17 protein-coding genes are annotated in these 22,770 nt (G+C 51.7%); 13 read left to right on the top strand and 4 right to left on the bottom strand.

What is annotated here, in order from left to right; translation table 11 throughout:
• From IPN95_28135 to IPN95_28120, 4 genes are all read right to left on the bottom strand, one after another.
• Nucleotides 1–709, bottom strand: a 709-nt coding sequence (locus tag IPN95_28135; protein ID MBK9453198.1) for a hypothetical protein, incomplete at its 3' end; no start/stop codon positions are given.
• 479 nt (nucleotides 710–1,188) lie between these two features.
• The gene (locus IPN95_28130) at nucleotides 1,189–1,932 is read right to left on the bottom strand and encodes an IS3 family transposase (GenBank protein MBK9453197.1); all 744 of its coding nucleotides are present in this window, start codon (nucleotides 1,930–1,932) and stop codon (nucleotides 1,189–1,191) included.
• A gap of 2 nt (nucleotides 1,933–1,934) precedes the next feature.
• Nucleotides 1,935–2,114 (bottom strand): hypothetical protein, encoded by a 180-nt coding sequence (locus IPN95_28125; GenBank protein MBK9453196.1) that lies wholly within the window; start codon nucleotides 2,112–2,114, stop codon nucleotides 1,935–1,937.
• Nucleotides 2,111–2,500: a transposase gene (locus IPN95_28120; protein ID MBK9453195.1), complete on the bottom strand. Its 390-nt coding sequence runs from the start codon at nucleotides 2,498–2,500 to the stop codon at nucleotides 2,111–2,113. The genes IPN95_28125 and IPN95_28120 overlap by 4 nt, the downstream gene beginning before the upstream one ends.
• 84 nt (nucleotides 2,501–2,584) lie before the next feature.
• Between IPN95_28120 and IPN95_28115 the strand changes: the two genes are divergently transcribed.
• The 13 genes from IPN95_28115 to IPN95_28055 form a co-directional block, all read left to right on the top strand.
• On the top strand, nucleotides 2,585–3,151 hold the full coding sequence (locus IPN95_28115; protein MBK9453194.1) for a hypothetical protein: 567 nt from the start codon (nucleotides 2,585–2,587) through the stop codon (nucleotides 3,149–3,151).
• Between the two features lie 2,033 nt (nucleotides 3,152–5,184).
• Complete coding sequence (locus IPN95_28110; GenBank protein ID MBK9453193.1) at nucleotides 5,185–7,209, top strand: RHS repeat-associated core domain-containing protein; 2,025 nt, start codon at nucleotides 5,185–5,187, stop codon at nucleotides 7,207–7,209.
• A gap of 3 nt (nucleotides 7,210–7,212) precedes the next feature.
• The gene (locus IPN95_28105) at nucleotides 7,213–7,818 is read left to right on the top strand and encodes a DUF4304 domain-containing protein (protein ID MBK9453192.1); all 606 of its coding nucleotides are present in this window, start codon (nucleotides 7,213–7,215) and stop codon (nucleotides 7,816–7,818) included.
• A 466-nt stretch (nucleotides 7,819–8,284) separates the two neighbouring features.
• Nucleotides 8,285–8,593, top strand: coding sequence for a hypothetical protein (locus IPN95_28100; protein ID MBK9453191.1), 309 nt, complete (start codon nucleotides 8,285–8,287; stop codon nucleotides 8,591–8,593).
• 41 nt (nucleotides 8,594–8,634) lie between these two features.
• Nucleotides 8,635–10,527 carry a hypothetical protein gene (locus IPN95_28095; protein ID MBK9453190.1) on the top strand — a complete coding sequence of 631 codons (1,893 nt, stop codon included), beginning with the start codon at nucleotides 8,635–8,637 and terminating at the stop codon, nucleotides 10,525–10,527.
• An 11-nt stretch (nucleotides 10,528–10,538) separates the two neighbouring features.
• Entirely contained in the window at nucleotides 10,539–11,189 is a 651-nt protein-coding gene (locus IPN95_28090) for a hypothetical protein (GenBank protein ID MBK9453189.1), read from the top strand.
• A 360-nt stretch (nucleotides 11,190–11,549) separates the two neighbouring features.
• Nucleotides 11,550–11,816, top strand: a complete 267-nt coding sequence (locus IPN95_28085; protein MBK9453188.1) for a hypothetical protein — start codon at nucleotides 11,550–11,552, stop codon at nucleotides 11,814–11,816.
• Between the two features lie 547 nt (nucleotides 11,817–12,363).
• Nucleotides 12,364–14,166 carry a WG repeat-containing protein gene (locus IPN95_28080; protein MBK9453187.1) on the top strand — a complete coding sequence of 601 codons (1,803 nt, stop codon included), beginning with the start codon at nucleotides 12,364–12,366 and terminating at the stop codon, nucleotides 14,164–14,166.
• A 582-nt stretch (nucleotides 14,167–14,748) separates the two neighbouring features.
• The gene (locus IPN95_28075) at nucleotides 14,749–14,964 is read left to right on the top strand and encodes a hypothetical protein (GenBank protein MBK9453186.1); all 216 of its coding nucleotides are present in this window, start codon (nucleotides 14,749–14,751) and stop codon (nucleotides 14,962–14,964) included.
• Nucleotides 14,961–17,258, top strand: coding sequence for a T9SS type A sorting domain-containing protein (locus IPN95_28070; GenBank protein ID MBK9453185.1), 2,298 nt, complete (start codon nucleotides 14,961–14,963; stop codon nucleotides 17,256–17,258). Before IPN95_28075 ends, IPN95_28070 begins: the two co-directional genes overlap by 4 nt.
• Before the next feature lie 507 nt (nucleotides 17,259–17,765).
• On the top strand, nucleotides 17,766–21,377 hold the full coding sequence (locus IPN95_28065) for a PKD domain-containing protein (protein MBK9453184.1): 3,612 nt from the start codon (nucleotides 17,766–17,768) through the stop codon (nucleotides 21,375–21,377).
• Complete coding sequence (locus IPN95_28060) at nucleotides 21,341–21,616, top strand: hypothetical protein (GenBank protein ID MBK9453183.1); 276 nt, start codon at nucleotides 21,341–21,343, stop codon at nucleotides 21,614–21,616. Before IPN95_28065 ends, IPN95_28060 begins: the two co-directional genes overlap by 37 nt.
• Nucleotides 21,617–21,674: 58 nt before the next feature.
• Nucleotides 21,675–22,770, top strand: a 1,096-nt coding sequence (locus IPN95_28055; GenBank protein ID MBK9453182.1) for a hypothetical protein, incomplete at its 3' end; no start/stop codon positions are given.

Below are 22,770 nucleotides of genomic sequence, written 5' to 3'. Positions count from 1 at the left end.
GGGTTTCGTAAATGCCATTGCAGATTTGGGCGGATTCGCTGGCGATGGCGATGATCACATGGCCATCTTCGGGGAGAAATTCGGCGTAGGGAACTTGGCAAGTCCAGGGTTGTTTTTCCGAGATGGGAAACCATGGGCTGTCGAAGATTTCGTAGTGTCGTTGGATCGTCGGATGGGATGGCAAGGCGGCGACGATAACGCGCCACCGGAAATGGGTGACGTATTTTGCAGCGGCTTCATGCGTGGAGATGGTCCATTCATTGACACGAATATCGATGGTTCCGGTTTCAGGCTCCGGTTCGGTAGCTTCTATGCGGCCGGTGAATCTGCTGATGCAATTCTCTTTCAAAAAGGCAAATCCTTCCAAGCTTGATTTGACTTGTGTAAATGGAAAAACCTCCGGCGTTTCATCGGGGTGGAAATACCGAAGTGCGCGGTGGCAAAGGCTGACCAAACGGGTAGCAGTTTGGCGGTCTTTGTTGTGGCTACCGAGCGGAAATAAAGCGTGCCGAATGGCTGCTCCGGCCGCGGAGGACATTGCCAAGTAAGGCCAAGCTGTGCGCGAACCCGCGAATTTGGGATCCGCGTGAAGCCTTTCCTTGTTGAGGTTGGTGTTTTTACGCACCCGGGCTACGCCGTTTGCATCACGGTAACCGACCACATCGCCGATTTTACCAAAGAAATGGATGACTCCGAATTGTTTTGCCATTGTTTTCAATGTTGAGGTTGAGAATATTTGAACTGGGCAAGGGATGCAAGGACAAATCGAAGCTACACAAGTCTTCTGAAAAAGTCAAGTGGTTGTTGGTGAGGAGGAATACCACTACTTTGGCTTGTCGGGAGGATGGTAGGCTGGTTGTGTACGCGTGTTCGGCAGTTTCAATGCTGTTTGGGTAAAGGTTATGTGCTGCTATTGGGCAAGTAGACAGCAAGTCCTAGTCGGGTAACGTCGGGGTACAGTCGGGGTTGAGTCGGGGTATGATCGGGGTTGGGACACTTGGCAGTTTGAAATCAGAAGTTGGCATCGTCGTGAAAACAACTTACGGCATCGTCCTGAAAAAACCTTACAGGTTTCGACAATAATCCTGAAATGAATTTACACTTCCAAAGAACATCCTGAAATAGGTTGTCAGGATTGGATTTTCGTCCTGACATGGCTTTACAGGCTCCATGATTTAACTATAACTATCAAACCTGGCTGGTGGTGTGGAGGGCGCCGAGCGCCTCCGCCGATGGCCGTTTATTGCCGTAGCTTTTCCACTCCCTCTTGAGCGGCACCTTGGTCTTGTGTGCCTGCTCCGGGGTCATTCTGCTGCAACTGCTGTGTGGCCTTTGGTGATTGTACACTCTCACTGCATTCATTAGGCAGGCTATTGCATCTTTATACCCGTCAAAGGTCTGGTCCATATAAAGCTGCTCTTTGAAGGTACGGTTGATGCGTTCGGCGATCGTGTTTTGGTGTGGGCTGGCGCCCTCGGTCATGCTGATCTCAATACCAGCATCTTGCAAGACCTTCACGTAGTTGGTGCTGCAATATTGCACTCCTCGGTCGGAGTGGTGAATCAGCTTCCTTTCGGGGTAAATCCGTTGCGAAAGTGCCATGCGCAGCGCAGACACCGCACCCTTAGCCTCCATCGTGTGGCTCAGGTGGAAGCCCATTACCTTGTGCGAATAGGCATCGGTGATCAAGAACAGGTACAGAAAACCACCCTTCGTTCGAATGTAAGTGATGTCGCAGACCCAAACCTGCTCGGCTTGCGTAATTCCTAGATTTTCAAGGAGATAAGGCCACTTTCGATAATGATGGCGGGAGTTGGTCGTGCGCACGTGTTTGCGTTTAGGGCGCACCAGCATACCGCGCTCGCGCAGCAAATCGAGCAGTTTGTCCCGACCAATGTTAAGGCCGCGATCCTCCAACTCGGAGCCCATCATATCTAGAAGTGTCCGCGCACCGAACCGACCATTCTTGCGCTGATTCTGACCAACTCGACGATTTCGTCCTCCCGCATCCTGCAGTCGTCGACATGCCAACCATGGTCGTACCAAGCCTGCCGCGAATACCCAAACAGTTCACAAAGCCGCTTAATGCTCGCTTTTTGCGGCGAGGCAATCATCCTTTGGACTGTTTGGGCCCAGACTTTTTTCTAATTGGCACCCCCAGTTCCTCTTCAGCTACGTCAATCATCGTTGAATACGCCAGACTGCGAAGACGCTCGTCCTCAAGCAGCCTCTCCAGTTCCTTGATGCGAAGGTCCTTGGCGTCAGCATCGCGCTTTTCCTGATCGGTCATAGTGGCCAAAATTGAATCGGAAGAACAAATTTCGCCATTTTTCCGAAATGTCTTCACCCATTCCTTTACAGTGTCACGCCCCTTGAGACCGTATTTCTCAGCGACCTGCAAATAGCTAAGGTCACCCTTCTCATAGTCCATCGCCACTTGTTGGCGAAATGAATGGCTGTACTTGCTCACAGCCCCCATCTGATGTTTCCTTCCTTGCATAACTCTTACAACATTTGTGTAAAGCTATTTCAGGACAATTCCTTACAATTGTGTAAGGCTATTTCTGGACGATTCACTCTCGTCATGCAAAAAAATATGGGTTACCCCAGCGTGGTAAATTTCCCCCAAAACTTAAATAGATTTCTTATGACTATGTTTCAAATTGATTTTGTCTCGCCTGGAGATTACCCTGACTTCCTTGTTGACCGACGGTTGATTATCCAGTTCGAATGTTTTCTAAACGATAGATTATTACCCGTTTATGGAAAGATCAAATCAGGTGATTGGACCTACGTTTTTTCATTCGATCTCTTAAGAATAGAAGAAAGCGATGCTTTACAGCGAACATCATTTCCCTTGGTCCCTAATTCGCCAACAACATTGGGAAAAGATCGGATCAAGCTTGTTTCGATTGCGCTAGCCGGAAACGAAGTCATTGAAGGCTCTCAACCAACTTTCTTGTTAGGAAAATTAATTGCCGAGTCGCTTGTAAAATATTTTTCCATGCAAGCAAAGAGCCCTTCCAAGGAAGAACTTGAAGGTATTTTTGCAAGTTTTCCTTGGGTAGAGATTGAGAAACTGACGTATCCTCCGAGTGATGACGACGTTTTTTCCTCCCCACATGGTGATGTTCCAGATTTGGAATGGTAGTAGTGGTAATGGTTCAGATTATCTGCTGGCAGATTCTTTGACGTATTTGCTTGAAAAACCATGGTAGGTTGTGTCCGCCAATGTGAATGCCAACCAGTTGCCACTGAACAAACCAACACCCTAGAAACAACTGTACAAGGGCGTTCCATTTCAGGATCGTCGCTGATATTTATAGCGTGGCCTAGCCTTAGAGTCGAAGGACCCCTTCCGTAATGTCTCCACAGTAGAATACGATGCCTACAACCTGCTGCCGACGATCACCACTGATGCGCTCGGGATGCAAGTGGAGGCCGTTTACGACTACCGCCTCCTGCAGCCCTGCCTGATCACCGACCCGAATGGGAACCGTTCGGCGGTGCGGTTTTCGCCGCTGGGGTTTGTGGTGGAGGCTGGCGTGATGGGGAAGACGAGTCAGGCTCTCGGGGATTGGCTTTCCGAGGGAACTAACAGGCCCAACTTTACCGCAAGTTCCATCATGGAGTACGATTTGCTGAATTGGATGCAAAATGGGCTTCCGGCTTATGTAAAGACGACGCAACGGGAGCACCATGTGAATGATACCGGGGTTCCAACTGGACATGAAAACGATACCCTTGTGCAAAAGGCCTACTCCGATGGCTTCGGGCGCGTGATCCAAACGCGGGCGCAGGCGGAGGAAGTGATTTTTGGCGATCAGGACTTTGGGGATTCGGGATTGCCTGCGATTCAAGGAACCAACGGCAATGCTGTGGGCGTAGAAAACACATCCACGTCGGCCATCAATGTGATCGTCAACGGCTTCAAGACGACCAACAACAAGGGGGCGGTGATTGAGCAATGGGAGCCATTTTATTCCACGGGCTGGGACTACCAACCCGCGACGGTCTCGGGTGCACTCCCCTCCTACTATGGGCAAAAGGTTGTGATGTACTACGACTCCATCGGGCGCGCTGTGCGGTCGGTGAATCCGGATGGAACTGAGCAGCGGGTGGTGACGGGTAAGCTGCCGTTGGTGAGTGGCTTGCCAGACTTGACGGCGTTGGCCGCGTTTATTCCCACGCCTTGGGAGAGCTATACTTACGACGCGAATGACTTGGCGCCCTTGACGCATCCTAGCGGTGGGCACAATGTTGATCCTGACCACTATTACACGCCGCGTTCTGTCAAAATCGATGCACTCGGACGGATGATCGAGAGCACCGACCGGAACTACAACGGTGGCTTAGAACTCGTGGTGATGAAATACTTCTATGACATCCGTGGGAACAAGCTGCGGGTGGATGATGCGATCAAGGTGGATGTGAATACCAGCCGTGACAGCGCTTTCTTGCATGTCTATGACCTTGCCAATCAGCCGCTCAAGACGACGCATATCGACAAAGGTGTTTCGACGGTGGTGATCAATGCGGCTGGGTTGCCTGTGGAGATGCAGGATGCCAAGGGGGCTTTGGTTTTGAGTTCTTATGATGAATTGTTGCGGCCTGTGGGGATGTGGGCGCGGGATGCTGGTTCTGAGGATGTGACGATGCGGCAGCATGCGGTTTATGGTGAGGGACATCCGAGTGCTGTGGCCGACAATTTTATGGGCAGGCCTTGGAAGAACTACGACGAGGCCGGCATGGTCGAGATCGGCCAATATGACTACAAAGGGCAACCGAAGTACAAGACAAGAAAGGTCATCGCTGATGGAGAGATTTTGTCCACGATGCCGACGAGTGTTTATCGGGTGGATTGGGTTCCTTCCGGGACATCTTGCTTGTATGAAAGCACGATGTTGGAAGGCAGCTACCGCACTGACATAGAATATGATGCGCTCGGAAGGCCTGTGTCGATCGAACTTCCGATGGACGTCAACAGCAGTCGCAAGCTTGTCACGCCGACTTACAATCGGGCCGGGGCGATGACAGTAATTATGCTGGACAGCGACACCTACGTAAGTCGGATCGCCTACAACGCCAAGGGTCAGAAGATTCTATCCGTGCTCGGATGTGGCTTGATGACGCGCCATGCCGGAGCCTGTCCCGAGCATCGGGAACCCGGTCAATTTCAGGCTGTTGAGACAGAAGACCGAGGCATTCACTTTGTCTTCTCTTACCTATACCCCAAGCTCCGGCACTACCAAGCAAGACTGCGCCTACACGTACGACCTTGCCGGAAACATCGTGGGGATGGTGGACAAGACGACCGAATGTGCTGTGGGTGGGACCAATGCGACCAATCCAGATGAACTGATTCGCATCTTCGCGTATGATGCACTGTATCGGTTGATCTATGCAACTGGTCGTGAGGCTGGGTCCCATGTGAGCACTTCGGATCCCAATTTCAGACCGACACCCGACACTTCCGCAGGTGGCACGGTCGCCTATTATCGCGAATACACCTATGATAAGCTGGGCAACATGCTTGACCTGTACCACCATGGCGGCACTGGGAATCAGTTCCATCGGGTTTTTAACTCTGCGTCTAGCACCCCATTCGAACTGAGCAACTTGGCAACGGACATTGAGTATGCTGGGACTGTGGTCAATTATACCTTCGACGACAATGGGAATATGCTCACAGAAGGCGCTGGACGGTCATTTGAGTGGGACTTTGCCGACCAACTTCGGGGTTTTGCGGAAGGGACTACCACCGCGGCCTACTATTACGACGCTGGCGGTAACCGCGTGAAAAAAGTGGTGCGGAAATCTGCATCCTTGAAGGAGGTCACCGTTTACATTGATGGGGGTTTTGAATATCTTTACACGCTGGACGGCACCAACACCGTTGACGATGAATACAATGAGATTCACGTCATGGACGGGCGTTCGCGAGTTGCAAGGATTAAGGTCGAGAATGGTATTGCCGATGAGGTTAAGTACAATCTTGAAGACCACCTTGGGAATGCTTCGTTTACCTTGAGTGAAGCTGGTTCTTTGATAAATCGGGAAGAGTATTTTCCGTTTGGAGAGACATCGTTTGGGAGCTATTTGATCAAGCGGTATCGGTACAATGGGAAGGAGCGGGATGAGGAAAGTGGGTTGTATTACTATGGGGCTCGGTATTATGCGCCTTGGACTTGTCGGTTTGTAAGTCTTGATCCGTTGGCTGGGTCTATGCCAGATTCTTCGCCGAATTGTTATGCGGCTAATAATCCAGTGGTTTTGGTGGATGTGGATGGGTTGGCGCCGGGGGGTGGTCAAGAAAAGTCAAAGCCACCTGCAAATTTGGCGAAGCCAGCCATTACCCGCGATGATCATGGTATGACCACTAGAGGCGCGGTGGAGGCAACTGATAGAGAACTGGATCGGAGAGTTTACGCAACTCGATGTGAAATCAACGTAGATCATTTAGGAGAACAACAAGATGTAGAAGACGCTTGGCTTGAGAATTGGGGTAGCCAAAGCGCAGGTGAAAGGTGGGCATCACAAGACAAGGCCTACGCGATTAAGAATCGTCAAAACTATGATAAGTGGGTTGCAGCCGGAAATGATCCAGAAAAATTTCATCCAATTTCAACGCCGATGCAGGTATGGGAGGGAGTCAATGAAGCTGCGTTTTATTCTCTTGGCGGTGTCAAAGGCGAAATATTAAAAGGCAATGAGAAACCAATTGCGAGATTTACTGGTGCTTATTCTCCATCACCTGTAGCTGTAAAACCTCTTTTTGGCTACAAGTTGACAACCAACACAGGTTCAGTCACCGTTCCGGCAAAAGGCCCAGCTAATAACACAAAACTCGTAACTCCAACCCCGAAAAATAAGGTCGGTGATGGCAAGGCACTACCGGGAATTAATACTTCCACAAGCACAGTCCCTCAAGTCAAGATCAACTATGAAAATGGAAAGACGTTTGAAAAAGATTTGGGTACTTTGCTTGAAAAAGAAGGTTTCGACATTGAATATGGAGTGACTATGAAAACGATGTTCGGTGACAGGGTATTGGATATTGTTCTATCGAAAAATGGACAAAGGGTCGGCGCAATTGAATGCAAAACAGGAAATTCGCCTCATACTGTAGACCAAAGGAATAAAGATTGGGCAATCAAAGAACAATATGGTTTAGATGTCGTTTTAATCAGAAAACCAAACAATTGGTAGCGCATGGGAAATTATCAAGAATTATTAAAAAAAGTCGAGAAGACATTAAAGCTACATGGATTCAAGAAAAAAGGGACAACTTTTTATTTCTTCCAGTATGGGAATTGGGGTTTGATAAATTTCCAGACTCGAGGTAGTGAAAGGATGGGGCAAGTTGCTTTTACCATCAATTTAGGCGTTAGTTCTACAAAACTTAACGAAATTGAAGATATTGGTGGTGACGAATTACCGTCTGAATCAGAATGCCATTGGCGAGAGCGAATCGGATGGTTGCTCCCAGAAAAAAAGGACCATTGGTGGGATATTGAATCAATAAAAGACATCGAAGCCTTTGCGGAAGAAATTGTCAGCCTACTTACGAAAAAGGCAATTCCAGAAATAATGAGATACATTTCCGACGAAAGTCTCTTGGAGAGTCTGATATCGAATACGCTAAGAGGTCTCTCAGAATTTCAACGCTGGCAATACTTAGTTTCGCTTGCAAGCATTTATCGCAACGGTAGGTTGGAAGAATTTGCGGCAGATTATTGGGAGTATGCCACTGCCAATGGGTTGCAGAACAGTGCAAAAATTCATCTTAAATCACTGGGAATAGCGATACCTCGGTAAGGGTAATGGGTCAAAATATCTGCTGTCCTGGTAATGGGTCAAAATATCTACTGGCCTCGCCGAACGGCCTTGGTTTGCAGGAATCGGATTTTTGGATTGTTCTTTGAAATGCGATAAAAAAGGCCTTACAAAAACTACGACGAGGCTGGCATGGTGGAAATGCTGGCCTACGACTACAAGGGGCAGCCGAAAAGCAAATCGCGACAAGTCATCAAGGATGGTTTGGTTGTCGGCGCGATGCCCACCATCTATCGCGTGGATTGGATTCCTGGGGGTACTGGTCAGGAATGCACCAACGAAGGGGCGCTTCTGGAAGGCAATTATGTGACTGATATAGAATACGATGCACTGGGAAGGCCGACCTCCATCACCTTGCCGGCAGATGTATCGACTGGGCGCAAGATCGTGGAACCGACCTACAACCGTGCGGGTGCCATGGAATCGATTTCCTTGGACAGTACGGTGTATGTTTCTCGGCTTGCCTATCCCGATTCTCGGGACCAAAGGGCAAAAGATTCTCGTCAGCTACGGGAATGGGCTGATGACACGTTTTGCCTACGATCCGGTGAACTTCAGGCTGCTGCGGCAAAAAACCGAGGGCTTCACGCTATCCACTTTGACCTATACCCCAAGCTCCGGCTCCACAAAATACGACTCCGCCTACGACTATGACCTCGCGGGAAACATTGTCCATATCACAGATGCGACCCCCAATTGCGGCGTCGGTGGTTCTGGTGGTGCCACGCCTGATGAGTTGATCCGGGACTTCGAATAAGAGCAAGCGACGAATAGGCAGCTTGTGAGAAATGCCCGCGGTTGATTCGCGCAACTGGACGTGCATCAGGGGCTTATGGGAATGTCTCCGACCCTTGGAATGAAGGCTATTCTGTCCCTGATTTGAGCGATACGGGCACAACGAGCTATATCCGCACTTACAAGTATGATAAGTTGGGGAACATGCTCGACCTGTACCATTATGTAAGCGTCTCCAACAATTTCCACCGCTATTTCAATGATTTTGATTCCGCGCCCACTGCGGCATTTGCTTCAAGCAACCTCGCCACCAAGATCAAGTATGGCAGCACGACGCTGAACTACACCTTCGATGCCAACGGAAATATGGTTTCTGAGGGTGCTTCGCGTTCGTTTGAATGGGACTACGGCGACCGGATGCGGGGATTTGCCGAGGGCAGTAGCGTTCAGGCAGCCTATTTGTACGATGGCGGCGGCAACCGTGTGAAGAAAATTGTCGTCGATGGCTCGGGAAATTCCGTGGTGACGGTGTATATTGACGGTGGGTTCGAGCATTTGTACAAGCTCAGCAGTGCAGCTGTCATTTCCGAAGCGCACAATGAAGTCCACGTGATGGATGGGCGGTCAAGGATCGCCGTCAAACGCGTCGGAAGTGCGTTTTCTGGAGATTCTTCGCCTGCGGTGCGGTACAATCTGGAAGACCATCTAGGGAATTCATCGGTGACGGTAGATTCGTCGGGTTCTTTGATATCGAGGGAAGAGTATTTTCCGTTTGGAGAGACGAGTTTTGGGAGCTATTCCAAGAAGCGGTATCGGTTTTGTGGGAAAGAGCGGGACGAGGAGTCGGGGTTGTATTATTATGGGGCCCGGTATTATGCGGCTTGGACGTGTAGGTTTGTGTCGATAGATCCTTTAGCTGGGGATTATCCGTTTTATACTCCTTATCAGTATGCTGGTAATCAGCCGATTAATTTCGTAGACTTAGACGGTTTAGAGCAAGGGGTTCATGATAAAAATGACGTTATCGGGGGTGCCATTGCTGGTAAGGAGGCCTTCTGGTTGGAACTTCCTAAGAACCTGTATCAACTTTCGTTGGGCCCAATTGGTCTTTGGCTTACAATTGCGGATAACATCAAAGCTTCGAAGGAAAGTGGTAGTGTAGAGCCTTTGTTTCGATTTTATACGAGCAACGCATTGCCAGGTCCAAGTAAGGGATTTTGGACTGCGTATGATATGGCGGGTTCTGCCAGGCAGGGTGATTTGCATGATGTTGCAAAGACTGGAGCTACTTACGTCGAATCGTCAACTTTTGATGTAGCCGTACTTGCAGGGATGGGGGGAAGCCCTTCGAAAAGTCCACTCCCCGAGACGCAGGCATCCCCTGCCGCAGTTGATCCTCTGGTCACGGCAGAGATGGGGTCGGCCGCACCAAAGCCACCGATTCAAGGTCCAAGTACCGGAAGCGGGTCATATTCAAATGGCGTGCGAGCTTCCAATCCATTAGCTCAAGGTCCAACAAAGCCGAGCAAGCCTTCTACGATTCAACAGAATTCTTCAAATGGTAAAGCATTTGCGGCAAAAGTATCCTCTATGTTGAATAAAAATGCTAATGTTTTGGCGAATGCAACGGAAGTTAGCGCCACTGCAAGAGGAACCGTAAACGGCAAATCCTTGAGAGCTAATTTTCGAATGGATAATCTCACTCGTATGGTGGATATGGAATTATGGTACAATGAGGCAAAGTTCAGCATTAAGGGTATAGACATGACCAATCTAAAAAATACGCTTACCGCTGAACAAGGTAAATTATTGCAACTATTTGAACATGCAAGTGACTTGACGATTACAATTCGGGGAAATGCGGGTGCGCCCTTAGGACTCCACGCTGGAACAAAAATTAATCTTTCCGGTATAAATGTTCATTCGCCATCAGGCAAAATAACTTTCAAGAAATAATCAATAGTGAAATGAAAAAGCAAGAAATACGAGATCTTATCGACCAAATGGTTGGTCCCTTTTTGAAAGAAGAGTTTGGCATGGTTCGACTACCAGAAGGTAGCGACACAATTTATGGAAATCAGGAGGAGGCGGTGGGAATGGCCTCACCAACCTTGCTGTTTATTTTGACTGGAAGTGATTATGAGTATTGCCTACAGGTCGGGCTCGTACTTTCATCTGTGGCCGTCGCTAGGCGTGCAGGGAGTATCACAAAAGGAAAGAAGATATATACTTTGCTATATGCAAGTTTTGACCGCATGATGGGTAAGGACAGAAAGTATACGTTCAATTTTAAGACGAAAGCAGAATTGATTCCCTACTTGGAGACATTGATTGCGTTTCTGAGAATTGAAGGGCGTGAATTCTGGGCTCGTTTTGGAAGCCTCGCAAGTATTGAAGAATACCTCAATTCTGATCCAACCGGCAATTTGGAGTATGCAACTTTTGCATCCTCAAGAGCACGGGATGGCCTTACACTTGCAAAAATGGTTGGCAATCGAGATTTAATTGCTCTCGAGGAGGAGTACTTGAAACTTTTTGAACGAGAACGAAAAATGTTGGCACATAACGCTGATCAAGAATTACGAGACTTTGCACAAAAATTGCGGTCTGATGGATAAAAAATTTTGCCGTCCAGCACCCAAGAAAACCCTAGGAAAAGGCGTTCCGATCAAGGAACGGAGCTGATAAACAGGAGGATAGAAAAGTAGATCTTTGAAGTACTATTTTTAGATGAGGCGATGGGTATGGCTGAGTCCTTTTGGGATCTCGAAGTATATCTAGACAATCGGTGTTTGTATCGCTCCAGCACCCAAGAAAACCCTGTGAAAACGCGTTCCATTTATGGAACGACGCTGAGGGTAATGGGTCAAAATATCTGCGAGCCCCTCCGAACGACCTTGGTTTTTAGGAATCGATGTTTTGGGATTTTCTTTGGAATGCGATAAAAAAGGCCATACAAAAACTACGACGAGTCCGGCATGGTCGAGATCGGCCAATATGACTTCAAAGGGCAACCGAAGTACAAGACAAGGAAGGTCATCGCCGAGGGTGAGATTTTGTCCACGATGCCGACGAGTGTTTTTCGGGTGGATTGGGTTCCATCCGGGACATCTTGCTTGTATGAGAGCACGATGTTGGAAGGCAGCTACCGCACTGACATAGAATACGATGCGCTCGGAAGGCCTGTGTCGATCGAACTACCGATGGACGTCAAGAAGGTGTTTCACGAGACATGGGTCTTTTGATTTTCCAAAAATCAGCCGAAGGAAGTGAATCCTGATTGCAGGATTCATACTGGTCATTGGTTTGGTTGTGTGGATAAGTGTACCCCACAGACCCATTGGCCAATCTACCCCCTTGCTTTCAATGTTTGAAATGTATTACTTGACCAAGCCAAACCCCAACAATGTTTGGGGCTGGTTTAAGAGTGGTGTTTTCAAACCCTCTGAAAAGCTCTTTTTAATACCTGATATTCAGTCATTTGTGTTCAAGAATATCCGTACCGTGAGAAGTGAAAAGTGAAAAGTGAAAAGTGAACAGTAGCGCGAACCTTGTTGCATTTCATTTAGTGCATTCTGAATAAGATCTCCCACCTATCCAAAGGCTCCTATTTCCTGCAATTGTTTGCCCCTGCTGTGCGTTGGGGGACTGTTTTGCTGTTGCAGTAGGTTCATTCTTGGCGGTTTATCACGAACTCCTGTGCAAGTCCAAATGTGTCAACCTTTTGGGACTTTGGGACGGCGCTGAATGGTCGTAATTGGGGCCATGGTTGGTGTTCATCCGCTGAGGTCTGTGTTTAGGACTGCCCTTCGAATTGCGATTTTGGGGTTTGGGCTGCTGCTTTCGATGGTTGTGGATGGCCAAGGCTGTGTCTTGCCGGTGGTGATGGATGGTCAGGGGTGCTTGATCGATTTGCAGGGGAAGCCGATTTTGCCGCGTGTTCCTTATCGGCTTTGCGCTCCGGAGGGTGGCGCGATGTTGGCCTACAGCCTTCCACAGTATCCGTTTGAGCGGCATTTCCACCGGCGCCGGCATTACCGCAGGGAGGCGTATGGCTTGCTCGATTTGCAGGGGAATGTGGTGATTCCGGTTAGCTATCGGGATGGAAAGGGATTTGGCAACGGGTTGTTTGCTTTTGAGGAGGCGACGGGTGAACCGGCGGTGCAATTGGCCGGGAAAACGCAGGTGCCCTCTCGATGGAGGCTTGCGCATCGCAATGGGTTTCTGTTGGACGGGCTGCTTTTGGATGATGTGGCCGAGGTGGTGGTTGCGGGCTTGTTGGCGGTGCGCAAATCCGGAAAAATCGGGCTTGTGGATTCGTCGGGCAAACTCGTGCAGGATTTCGATTTGGATCAGGTGATCTACAATGAAGCGCGATTGGATGCTTTTTGGGTTCGGCAGGCTGATCAATGGTTTGCTGTGACTGCCGATGCGCCGTTTCAACGTTTGGATTGGCCTGCGGATTTGCAATTGAAATATCCTTGCCTTCCGAGGGATACGGCCTGTGTGGATGCGCAATGGATGTATCCGTTGTATCCCGGCAAGGATCATGACGACCCAACGATCGGATGCAGGGATCGGGAAAACGGGTATTGGAAGGTCGGAAAGGAGCATCAGCTGATTTCGGAACGGGATTGGAATCGGCAAATGTTGGCGAAAGCGGGTTGGCAGATCAAGGAAAAAGCGGGCGAACGTGCCTTGGTGGACCGCTTGGGCAATGTGGTGGTCGATTTCGCCGATCAGGACTTCGAATATGATTCGTCGGGGTTCATCTTGGATATTCGACGGACCGACAGGGAAAAAATGGGCGTGATCGATCCGCAAGGAAACCGCATTTTGCCGCCCGTCCATGGACAAATCCACATCGATCCCGCCACAAGGACCATCGTTGCCAAAAATGGAATCTTCGAGGATCAGTATGCTGAGCTTTGGAGTTTTGAAGGCAAGCTGCTCCTGAAGGCAGCATCGCTTTGGGACTTTGAAAACGGCTACTGTCAGGCAAAGCAGTATATTGTTGACGCATCCGGGAAGGGCAAACTTGTCAATGGGATCATCGACAGCCTCGGGAACTGGGTGTATCAGGATACGGTTCACGACGGGCCGATCTACTATGACAACGGTTGGCTTTTCTTACGGGATTGGGATCATGTCGAAGGGAAATCCCTGAAGAATGACAGCTTGTTGGGGCCGTTTCAAGTGGATGAAGAATTGACCGTCGAACTGATGCGTTTTGTCCGTGCCCATCCACAACTTGCCAAGCAGCGCCATGTGATTGCTGCGGTGACGCCTGCGTTGTTTCAAGTGGGGTCGAAATCGGGAAAGTTTGCCTTGTACCGGCGTGATGGAGAATGTATTCTTCCGAAGGTTGCGACGTTTGTGCAGTCCACGGCCTCTCCGGAAATCTTGGAGGTGAGTTGTGGTCGGCGTTCGTGTATGGTCGATGTGCGCGGGAATGTGCGTGTCCCGCTTGCAAGACAGGAACTGTCGGTGGTGGGATGCGGGTTGATCCGTGTGCGGCAGGTACAACGGGGGAAACATCTTTGTGGATTCGTGGATGTGAATGGGCGGCAGGTGATTGATTTTTTTGAGGAATGAGGTGGAGGGCTGAATTGGTTGCATGTTTCACTGATATATCTGCGTCATCGGCGCTACCCAGAACGCGGTGTGAGCGCCGATGACGCTATGTTTGTGTGTCCTTCCTGCGTCATTGGTGCTACGCAGAACGCGGTGTGAGCGCCGATGACGCTTTGTTTCTTGCACCTCCAGCGTCGGCGGTGCTACCCAAACAGCAGGATTTGTTGGGGTTTTGCTCCGGAGGAGCGGCGTCTGGGTAGCATTGCGGTTATCCATTTTATTTCCCCGCTGCTTTTTCGGCCGCGGGCCGAAAAAGCAGCGGAGAGGGCAAACAGGTTTGTTATTCATGGAACAATGCATGGGCTGTTTTAGGCTTAAGATTGGGATTGATTGCGAGATGTCGGGTCTTAGGTGGTAATCGCGATACGGTCTTGACAATGTCACTCACTTTCTTAAGCCGGAGGCTTGCTGCAGGATCAGCGTTCGGCCGGAGGCCGTCGCTTCAAAAGAGAGCCGCCGCTTCATTAAAGGGCCGTCGCTTCAACAGGGGGCTGCTGCTTCATCAGGTCCTCACAATGTCACTCACTTTCTTAAGCCGGAGGCTTGCTGCAGGATCAGCGTGCGGCCGGAGGCCGCCCCTTCATGAAAGAGCCGAAACCCGCCGCTTCAAAAGGGAGCCGTCGCTTCAACAGGGAGCCGCTGCTGGCAAGGGTCCCGACCGGCATAAATTTCATCGTCAAATTCCCTGCTGTAACTGAAAAGAAATCGCGCAAGAATTCCTATTTTGTGGATCTCCTTTATCAACACTTTAAGACATGAGAAAAACACTACGATCAATGCAAGGTATTCTGCATCAACGGGGCAGGATGGGTAGAATGATGTTGGCGGTGCTGCTGCTTGTTTCCGCGGGGAATACCCTTTTGGCACAGGCAACGACCTTTTCCTATACGGGCGGCGTTCAGACTTATACCGTTCCGCCCGGGGTGATTTCGGTGACGATCGATGCCAAAGGTGCGCAAGGTGGCGGCATTACCAATGCACCCGGAGGCATGGGAGGACGGGCCCAAGGTTCGCTATCGGTGACGCCGGGACAGGTGCTCGAGGTGTATGTCGGGGGGGCCGGAGCCTTTTTCAACTCCACGACGCCTACGGGGGGGTACAATGGCGGGGCAGGATTTACGGCACCGTCTTCCGGTGGCACGGGAGGGGGCGGATCGGATGTGCGCATCAGCCCTTATGGCTTGGCCAACCGGGTGATCGTCGGAGGCGGCGGCGGCGGCGGCACCAATTCGGCGAGTCAAAACCGTGCAGGTGGCGCTGGCGGCGGATTGATTGGCGGAGACGGCGGCACTTGGAATACTTGGCCGCAAAGCGGTGGCAAAGGCGGCACGCAGTCGGCTGGCGGTGCGGCAGGCGTCGCATGTTGCCATACACCGCAGGCGGGATCTTTTGGCGCAGGTGGTCGCGGCGAAGGTGATGGCGCTTGTGGTGCAGGCGGCGGCGGCGGATGGTATGGCGGCGGTGGCGGCCTTTTTGGCGGCGGTGGCGGTGGATCTTCCTACATCGGCGGCGTGACCGGCGGCACATTGACAAGTGGATTTCGGCTCGGGAATGGTGAGGTCGTGATCACACCGGATGTGATTGTGCCTCCTTGTGCCACACCTTCCAATGTGACAGCCATTCCTTCGATGATATGCCCTGGTGGATCGGCTGATATGAATGCAACCTCGGTCGGCAATACCATTTCTTGGTTCACGGTGCCCTCGGGCGGCGTCGCCATTGGATCAAGTGCAAGCGGGGCCAACTTTGTGGTCACCCCTACTGTGACAACAACCTACTATGCCGAAGCGACGGGTGGATCCTGTTCGAATTCGCCGCGGATCGCTGTTACGGTCACTGTGGACAATGTTGCGCCGACAGCGAATTGTCAGGCTGTCACGGTGACCTTGGATGTCAATGGAAACGGTACGGTAACCGCAGCCGCAGTAGGCAGCGGCAGCACCGACAATTGCACGATCAATAGCCTGAACCTGAGCCAATCCGCCTTCACCTGCGGAAATGTTGGCTCCAACGCTGTGACCTTGACGGTGACGGATGCGAACGGGAACACATCCACTTGCGTGACCAACATCACCGTCGTGGGGCAAAATCCGACGACGCAAGCTTGGCCTGATTCGTCCCTGTGTGGCTACCACCTCACATGTCCGGGTGGCAACGATGGGATTGCCCATGTATCCGGAAGCGGAGGCTGTGGCAACGACACCTATTTGTGGAGCAACGGGGCCACGACGGCGACCATTTCGGGTTTGGCAGCAGGTGTCTATTACGTGACCGTCACCGATGCAGGCGGCGGGACCGCGGTGGATAGTGTGACGATCCTGAGTCCGCCAGCAATTTTGACCAATGCGGGCGTGACCTCGACTTGTGCAGGGGATACTGCGGGGATGATCGACTTGAGTCCATCCGGAGGTAACGACTGTTTAGGCTATTCCTACGTTTGGAGTACGGGAGACAGCACGCAGGATTTGGTTGGCTTGGCCCCCGGCAGCTATACGGTGACGGTGACGGACGGTGCAGGTTGCTCTGCTACGCAAACCTTCACCGTGGTTGCAATACCGGCACCGACCCCTACCCTTTCGCAAAATGGCAATTCGGTGATTTGTACCCCGACGTACCCGACGATGCAATGGCTGCTGAATGGCAACAACATTTCCGGCGCGAATGGCGGAACGTATATCGTCACACAGTCAGGTAGTTATTCGATCATGGTGACAGACAGCAATGGCTGCACGGCGGTCAGTGACACCCTGTTTGTGACCTTCGTCGGCATTGACGCTGGGATGGGGAATTTTGGCGGACTCTCCCTCTACCCAAACCCGGTTTCCCGCGGCATAGGTCAAGGCGAATTGCGTTTGCGCACGGCTTCTCCGATTGTTGATGCGTTCACGGTGAAGATCTCGGACATGTTTGGCCGGCAATTGCAGGTGCAAACCCTACCGGAGTTGCATCACGAGGTAGCCATTGACATCCAGCATTTAACTCCTGGCACCTATCTCGTGGAAGTGACATCCGGCGTGGAGCAACGGCGGATGTTCAAGGTGGTTGTGCAGTAGGGATGATCCTCGAATAAAAAACCGCTGACCGGATTTTGAAGATCTGGTCAGCGGTTTTTGTTTTTGATCGAAGGGGAATGGTTTGGGAGGTATTTTCAAATGGTGGATGGAGTGCGTCGGCGGCGCTACCCGGAAATGCGGTGTGAGCGCCGATGACGCTACATTTCTTGCACCTCCCGCGTCGGCGGCGCTACGCAAACAGCAGGATTTGTCGCGGGTCTTGCTCCGGAGGAGCGGCCTCTGGGTAGCATTGCGGGTATACATTGTATTTCCTCCCCGCTGATATTGCGGCCGCGGGCCGAAAAATCAGCTCGGAGCGCAAACAGGTTGGTTATTCATGGAACGGGGCATTTGCTGTTTTTGGCTGCGGTTGGGATGGAATGCGGGATGTCGGGTGTTTGGCGGTAATCGGGAGGCGGTCTTGACAAGGTCTCTTCCTTTCTTAAGCCGGAGGCTTGCTGCAGGATCAGCGTGCGGCCGGAGGCCGGTCAATATGGTCCGCAGACGATGCGGTCGTACCATGCGATGGGGATGAACGGGCATGTTGTGTTTTCGCCCATCGCAACATTCAACTTTGATCATTATGTGTTGAACAAGCAAATGGATCAATACATGAGCTGGGCAGGCAATATTTCTGGCCCCAATGTGATTCAAAAGAATAGCCATATCTGGCTCAGCAACACTGCAGATAGCCGCGTCTGCACGGTGGATACGATGGGGATCGTCTTGAATCAATTGAAGATTACCAACAGCAACTTGGTTCAGATGGTGGCTGACACGAACGATCATATCTATCTTGTGTACAAGGCAACATCGACGACTGGATTTGGGGTGGTGCGATTTGGCGCAAGCTTTGTTCCGGACTGGCATAATTTCTATCCAGGAGCTGATCCGGTGGAAGCCTTTTGGGGAATCGATCAGCGCCTGTACGTGACCTGCTTTGGGCGCGTCACGGTTCTGAATGCGAATGGCAACCGGCTCAAGGACCTGTTCAATGTTGGAACCAACTACACGATTTACCAAGACCATGGCCTCGGAATCGTGAGCATGGTTGCCGATACGGTGAAGGTGATTCGTACGGACAGTACAATGGCGGTGCGCTGGGCCAAAAAATTCCGGCCGACGCCTGGGCTTTGGGGACTTCCTTATACCGTGATCGAGGCGGCAGGTGTCGCAGCACCGGGTTCCAACGACCTCGTCGTGACTGCCACTGCAAGGGTGACACTGCAATCGACAATGAACTGCAACTATCCCTATACGGAGGAAATTTATTTGATCGTCCTCGATAACAATGGGGTGGTACAAGGACAAAAGGTTTACCCCGGGTCCGGGAGCAACAAGTTTCAAAGTACCGTCACCGGCTCGCCTTTTGGTGATCCGATGTTTGCCTTTGACATGCATTCCTGCCTCACCGCTGCGAATATCGACTACCGGTATCTCGCTGTCGTGCCGGGCTACGATGTGCGGCAATCGTGCAGTGGAACACCGCCATCGGTTTCCTCGCAAAATTTCACCGCTGGCACCCTTCCCTTCGTGGGGGTCTTGGGCAGTACCGTAGCGCCAAGTTTGACGCTGTCGACCGACAACTTGGCGTTTTCGGCACAAAGGCAGCTCAGTATCACCAATAACGGAACCTATACCTGTATGAATCCCTGCCTTTCGGTGACCACCACTCCACAAGGAGGTGGGCAAGTGGCTTTCAACGAGAACACCTTTGGGTTTTATTCGATTTTCTATGATTTTGGGGATGGCACAACCGGTACTACGAATGACCCGGTGCATAGCTATCCGCCCTACGGCACTTGGCCGGTGACGGTGATCGCCACCAATGGCTGTGGCTCGGATACGTTTTCGATCCCCGTGCATGCTTGCTCCACGGCGGTTGTGAGCGGACCTGCAAATATTTGCGTGAATTCGACGAATACCTATACCGAAACAAGTGGTCTGAATTCTACGGGGTTGAGTTGGCTGGTGAATGGCGTTTCGATGGGAACAGGCAGCAGCTTCAGTTGGACGCCGACCGTCGCGGGCACCTACACGCTGGGAACGGTTTATTACGACGCACCCTGCCAGGACACGACTTGGCGCACGGTTTTGGTGAGTCCGGCGATACCGGTGGCTGGATTTACCTATGCGGTTACGGCTCCCGGGCAGCTTACCTTCACGAACACGAGCACCTTGGGACAGTCTTACAGCTGGGCTTTTGGTGACGGGACAACGAGTACCGTGGCCAATCCCGTGAAGACTTACTTTGCGCCATACGTCAACGGGGGGAATTTCAACATTTGCCTTACGGCGACCAATGCCTGCGGGAGCAATACTTATTGTTACAATTTCACCTGCCCGATTCCCTATTCCAACTTCTCGATCACCTCTACAGCCGGCCTTACTGCGACCATCACGAATGCAGCGGTCAATGGCACGATTTCTTGGGACTTTGGGGATGGCACCACCGCGACAGGCGTGCAGAGCAGCCATACGTATGCCTTGCCCGGCACGTATGTCATTTGCCAAACGGTGTCCAATGCCTGCGCGACGCATAGCAGTTGTCAGACGGTCATCGTCAACAACACTAGCACCGCATCCTTCCGTACCGTTTTTGCAAATGGATTTGACTTCAATGTCCACGCGATTGCAGCGCAACCCAACGGCGACGTGATGGTGGCGACTGCGACAATGAATCCGAATGCCTGTTTGATGGCATTTGATTCGTCGGGTGCCATCCGCGGCCCCATGACCACTTGGACTGGTGGTGCGACGCAAATCTTCGACCTCCACGCCATGAGCAATGGGCATTTTGCTTTTATCGGGCATTCGTTCAACTCCGGATCCAACTTTGATCCATTTTGGGGCGAATTGGACAAATTCGGGAACGTTGTTCAAGCCAAATACCTGCCCATCAACACGATCGGGCAATTGGGAACAACTTCGTTCAAGGTTCCGAGTGGCTACTTTTTCGTAGTCAAGGAGGGTCAAGGCCAATTCAACAGTTATTATATCAAGCTGGATCTCAACTTCAACGTTCAGTATGTGCGCTACCTCAATACCTCCAAAATTTATGGGGGAATGGAAGCGCCTGACGGTTCGATGTGGTTGGTGCAACAGCCGAATTCGAACAGCACCACGCTCGAATTTGTCCACCTGAATCCGGCTGGCATCGGCTATGAGAAGTACACGACCACGCTGCCATTCGGAGGAACAAACGCCTTCTTTTTGGGCGAAATGGGATTGGGAATGGACTGCGATGGGAATATGTATGGCATGCTGTCTGTCAGTGACATCTATGCGGGCACCGGTTCTACGCCGCGCTTGGGCGTATTCCGGTTCAATACGATGACCCATGCGGTCGAAAGCAGGCTCTACCGCGTAGGCATGACGGGTTCGGCCAACAATCCGCTCCAAAAACCGGTGATTCGGAGTTTGGTAAAGTACCCCAACGGGCATTGGATCGGCTGGGGTACCCTCAACCGGAACCCATCACAATTCAATGTGGCCCCGCAGAAGGAGAAGTTCGTGGTGGATTTGGATCCATCGACTTTCACCCTGACTTTCAATGCCTACGGCACGACCGGTGCCACCTACAACGAAGACACCTGGGATGCCTACGTTGCTGGCTCCGGACAATGTTATACGCTGGGCAAATCCGGAATCACCGCAAATCCGCTCGAAATTCACCGGCACAGCTCCCCTACCGATTGCCAATTGCCGGCATCGGTTTATGCGCCGCAGGCCGTGGTTGAATTCACCAATACCACCGCCACATATTCTGCAGCAATCATCAGCAGCACAGCCTTGACGGCGACACCGTTGAACTGGACACCCCTTCCAACCCCTGCGAATGGGACTTCGTTGCTACAATGTTCGGCGGCATGTCCAAGTGGCCTCACTGCATCATTTACGTCCAATGTCGTTGGAAATACAGTCACCTTCACCTCGACCGGCACGCCGGGGGCCATGCTCAATTGGTCGATTCTGGGCCAAAACTGTCTCGCCAACGGTGGCAGCGGCAACAGCGGGCCTACAACTTTGACCGTCACGCTTCCCTGCGGCCTGCATGTTGTGACTTTAACCGCATCGGATCAATGCGGGACGGCGAGCAGTACCCAAACCGATTGGTAATCCTCGACTTCTTGGCAAGACGGTTTGTCCGGGACACCTTCACGGCCGCCGCTACTCTGGTTAAGGTTTTTTTGCCCACAATTACGCCCCACTGTTCCATCGGCCCCAATCAGACGGTTTGTCCCGGGACGAATGCGACTTTTGCGGCAACCCCGGGATTCAGCAGCTACCTCTGGAGCAATGGCGCAACCACCAACAATGTGACCGTGAGTGCGAGTGGGACTTATGGCGGACTGTGACGGACGCGATGGCTGACGGGACCGCTCGGGTGTTGACCATTCCGCCCCACTGTTTCCATTGGTCCCAACAAACGGTTTGTCTGGGAGCGAATATCCTTGGCTACGGCAGGATTCAACACCTACCTTGGGAACATGGCGCGACCGACAGTGTGAGGTGGTGCGACGGGTGCAGGGTGAGCGGGCTGCCGGCGCTGCTGGCGTGCCATTTTCCTCTCGAATTTCGTCTTGGCCCTGCCCGGATACAACTTGGGTGTTGACAGGGCCGAATGGGGCAAGCAGCTATGCTTGGTCCACAGGCGCGACCACGAGTAGCCTGAGTGTGAGTGCGAGTGGGACGTATAGTTTGACGGTTACGGATGTCAATGGCTGCACCGCTGCAGATACGATCCAATTGCAACTCGCGCCGGATTGCGTGTGGCCGGGCGATGCGAATCACGATGGTGTGGCCGACAATGCCGACTTGCTGGCCGTTGCCTACGGCATGGCTGCTACAGGCACGACGAGGCCCAATGCGACCCTCAGTTGGCATGGTCAACCCGCAACCAATTGGAGCAATTCGTTGCCGCTGGGTGCCAATTTCAAGCACTTGGACTGCGATGGCAATGGCATTGTGCAATTTGCCGATACGATCGCCATTCACCAGAATTTCGGCCTCACCCACAACAAAAACAATGACATTCTGACCGGCGTACCGGTTTGGATTGAACCCGAATTGGATTCGTTTCCGGTCGGAGACACGGTCTTTTTCTTGGTGCATTGGGGGGATGCTGGCACGCCGGTCACGTTTGGCCATGGCCTTGCGTTTACTTTGCACATTGATCCGACGAATGTCACGCCCGGAACCCTTTATGGCCGATTCCCCAATTCATTCCTGGGGAATGGCATTCCGGATTTGGCGACCTTGACGGTTCCATTTGCGGGTTCGGGTGATGTTTTTGTTGCGGTTTCGCGGCACGATGGCGTGGGTAGAAACGGCCATGGGGCTGTGATGCGGATGGGCTTTTTGCCGGATCAGGTGAATCCATTGACGACAACGTTGGGTTATGTTCCTGTACGGATTTCCAGCGTGGTGGCGGTCGATGGCGACTTTGCCGCGATCACTTCGGCGGGTTTGGATGATTCGATATTGGTGTACAATCCGGTGAATGCGGTTG

The sequence above is a fragment of the Bacteroidota bacterium genome, from assembly GCA_016718825.1.
Taxonomy (GTDB): Bacteria; Bacteroidota; Bacteroidia; order J057; family JADKCL01; genus JADKCL01.
Note: the sequence above shows the minus strand (reverse complement) of the source record. Positions and strands in the feature narration are given on the sequence as shown.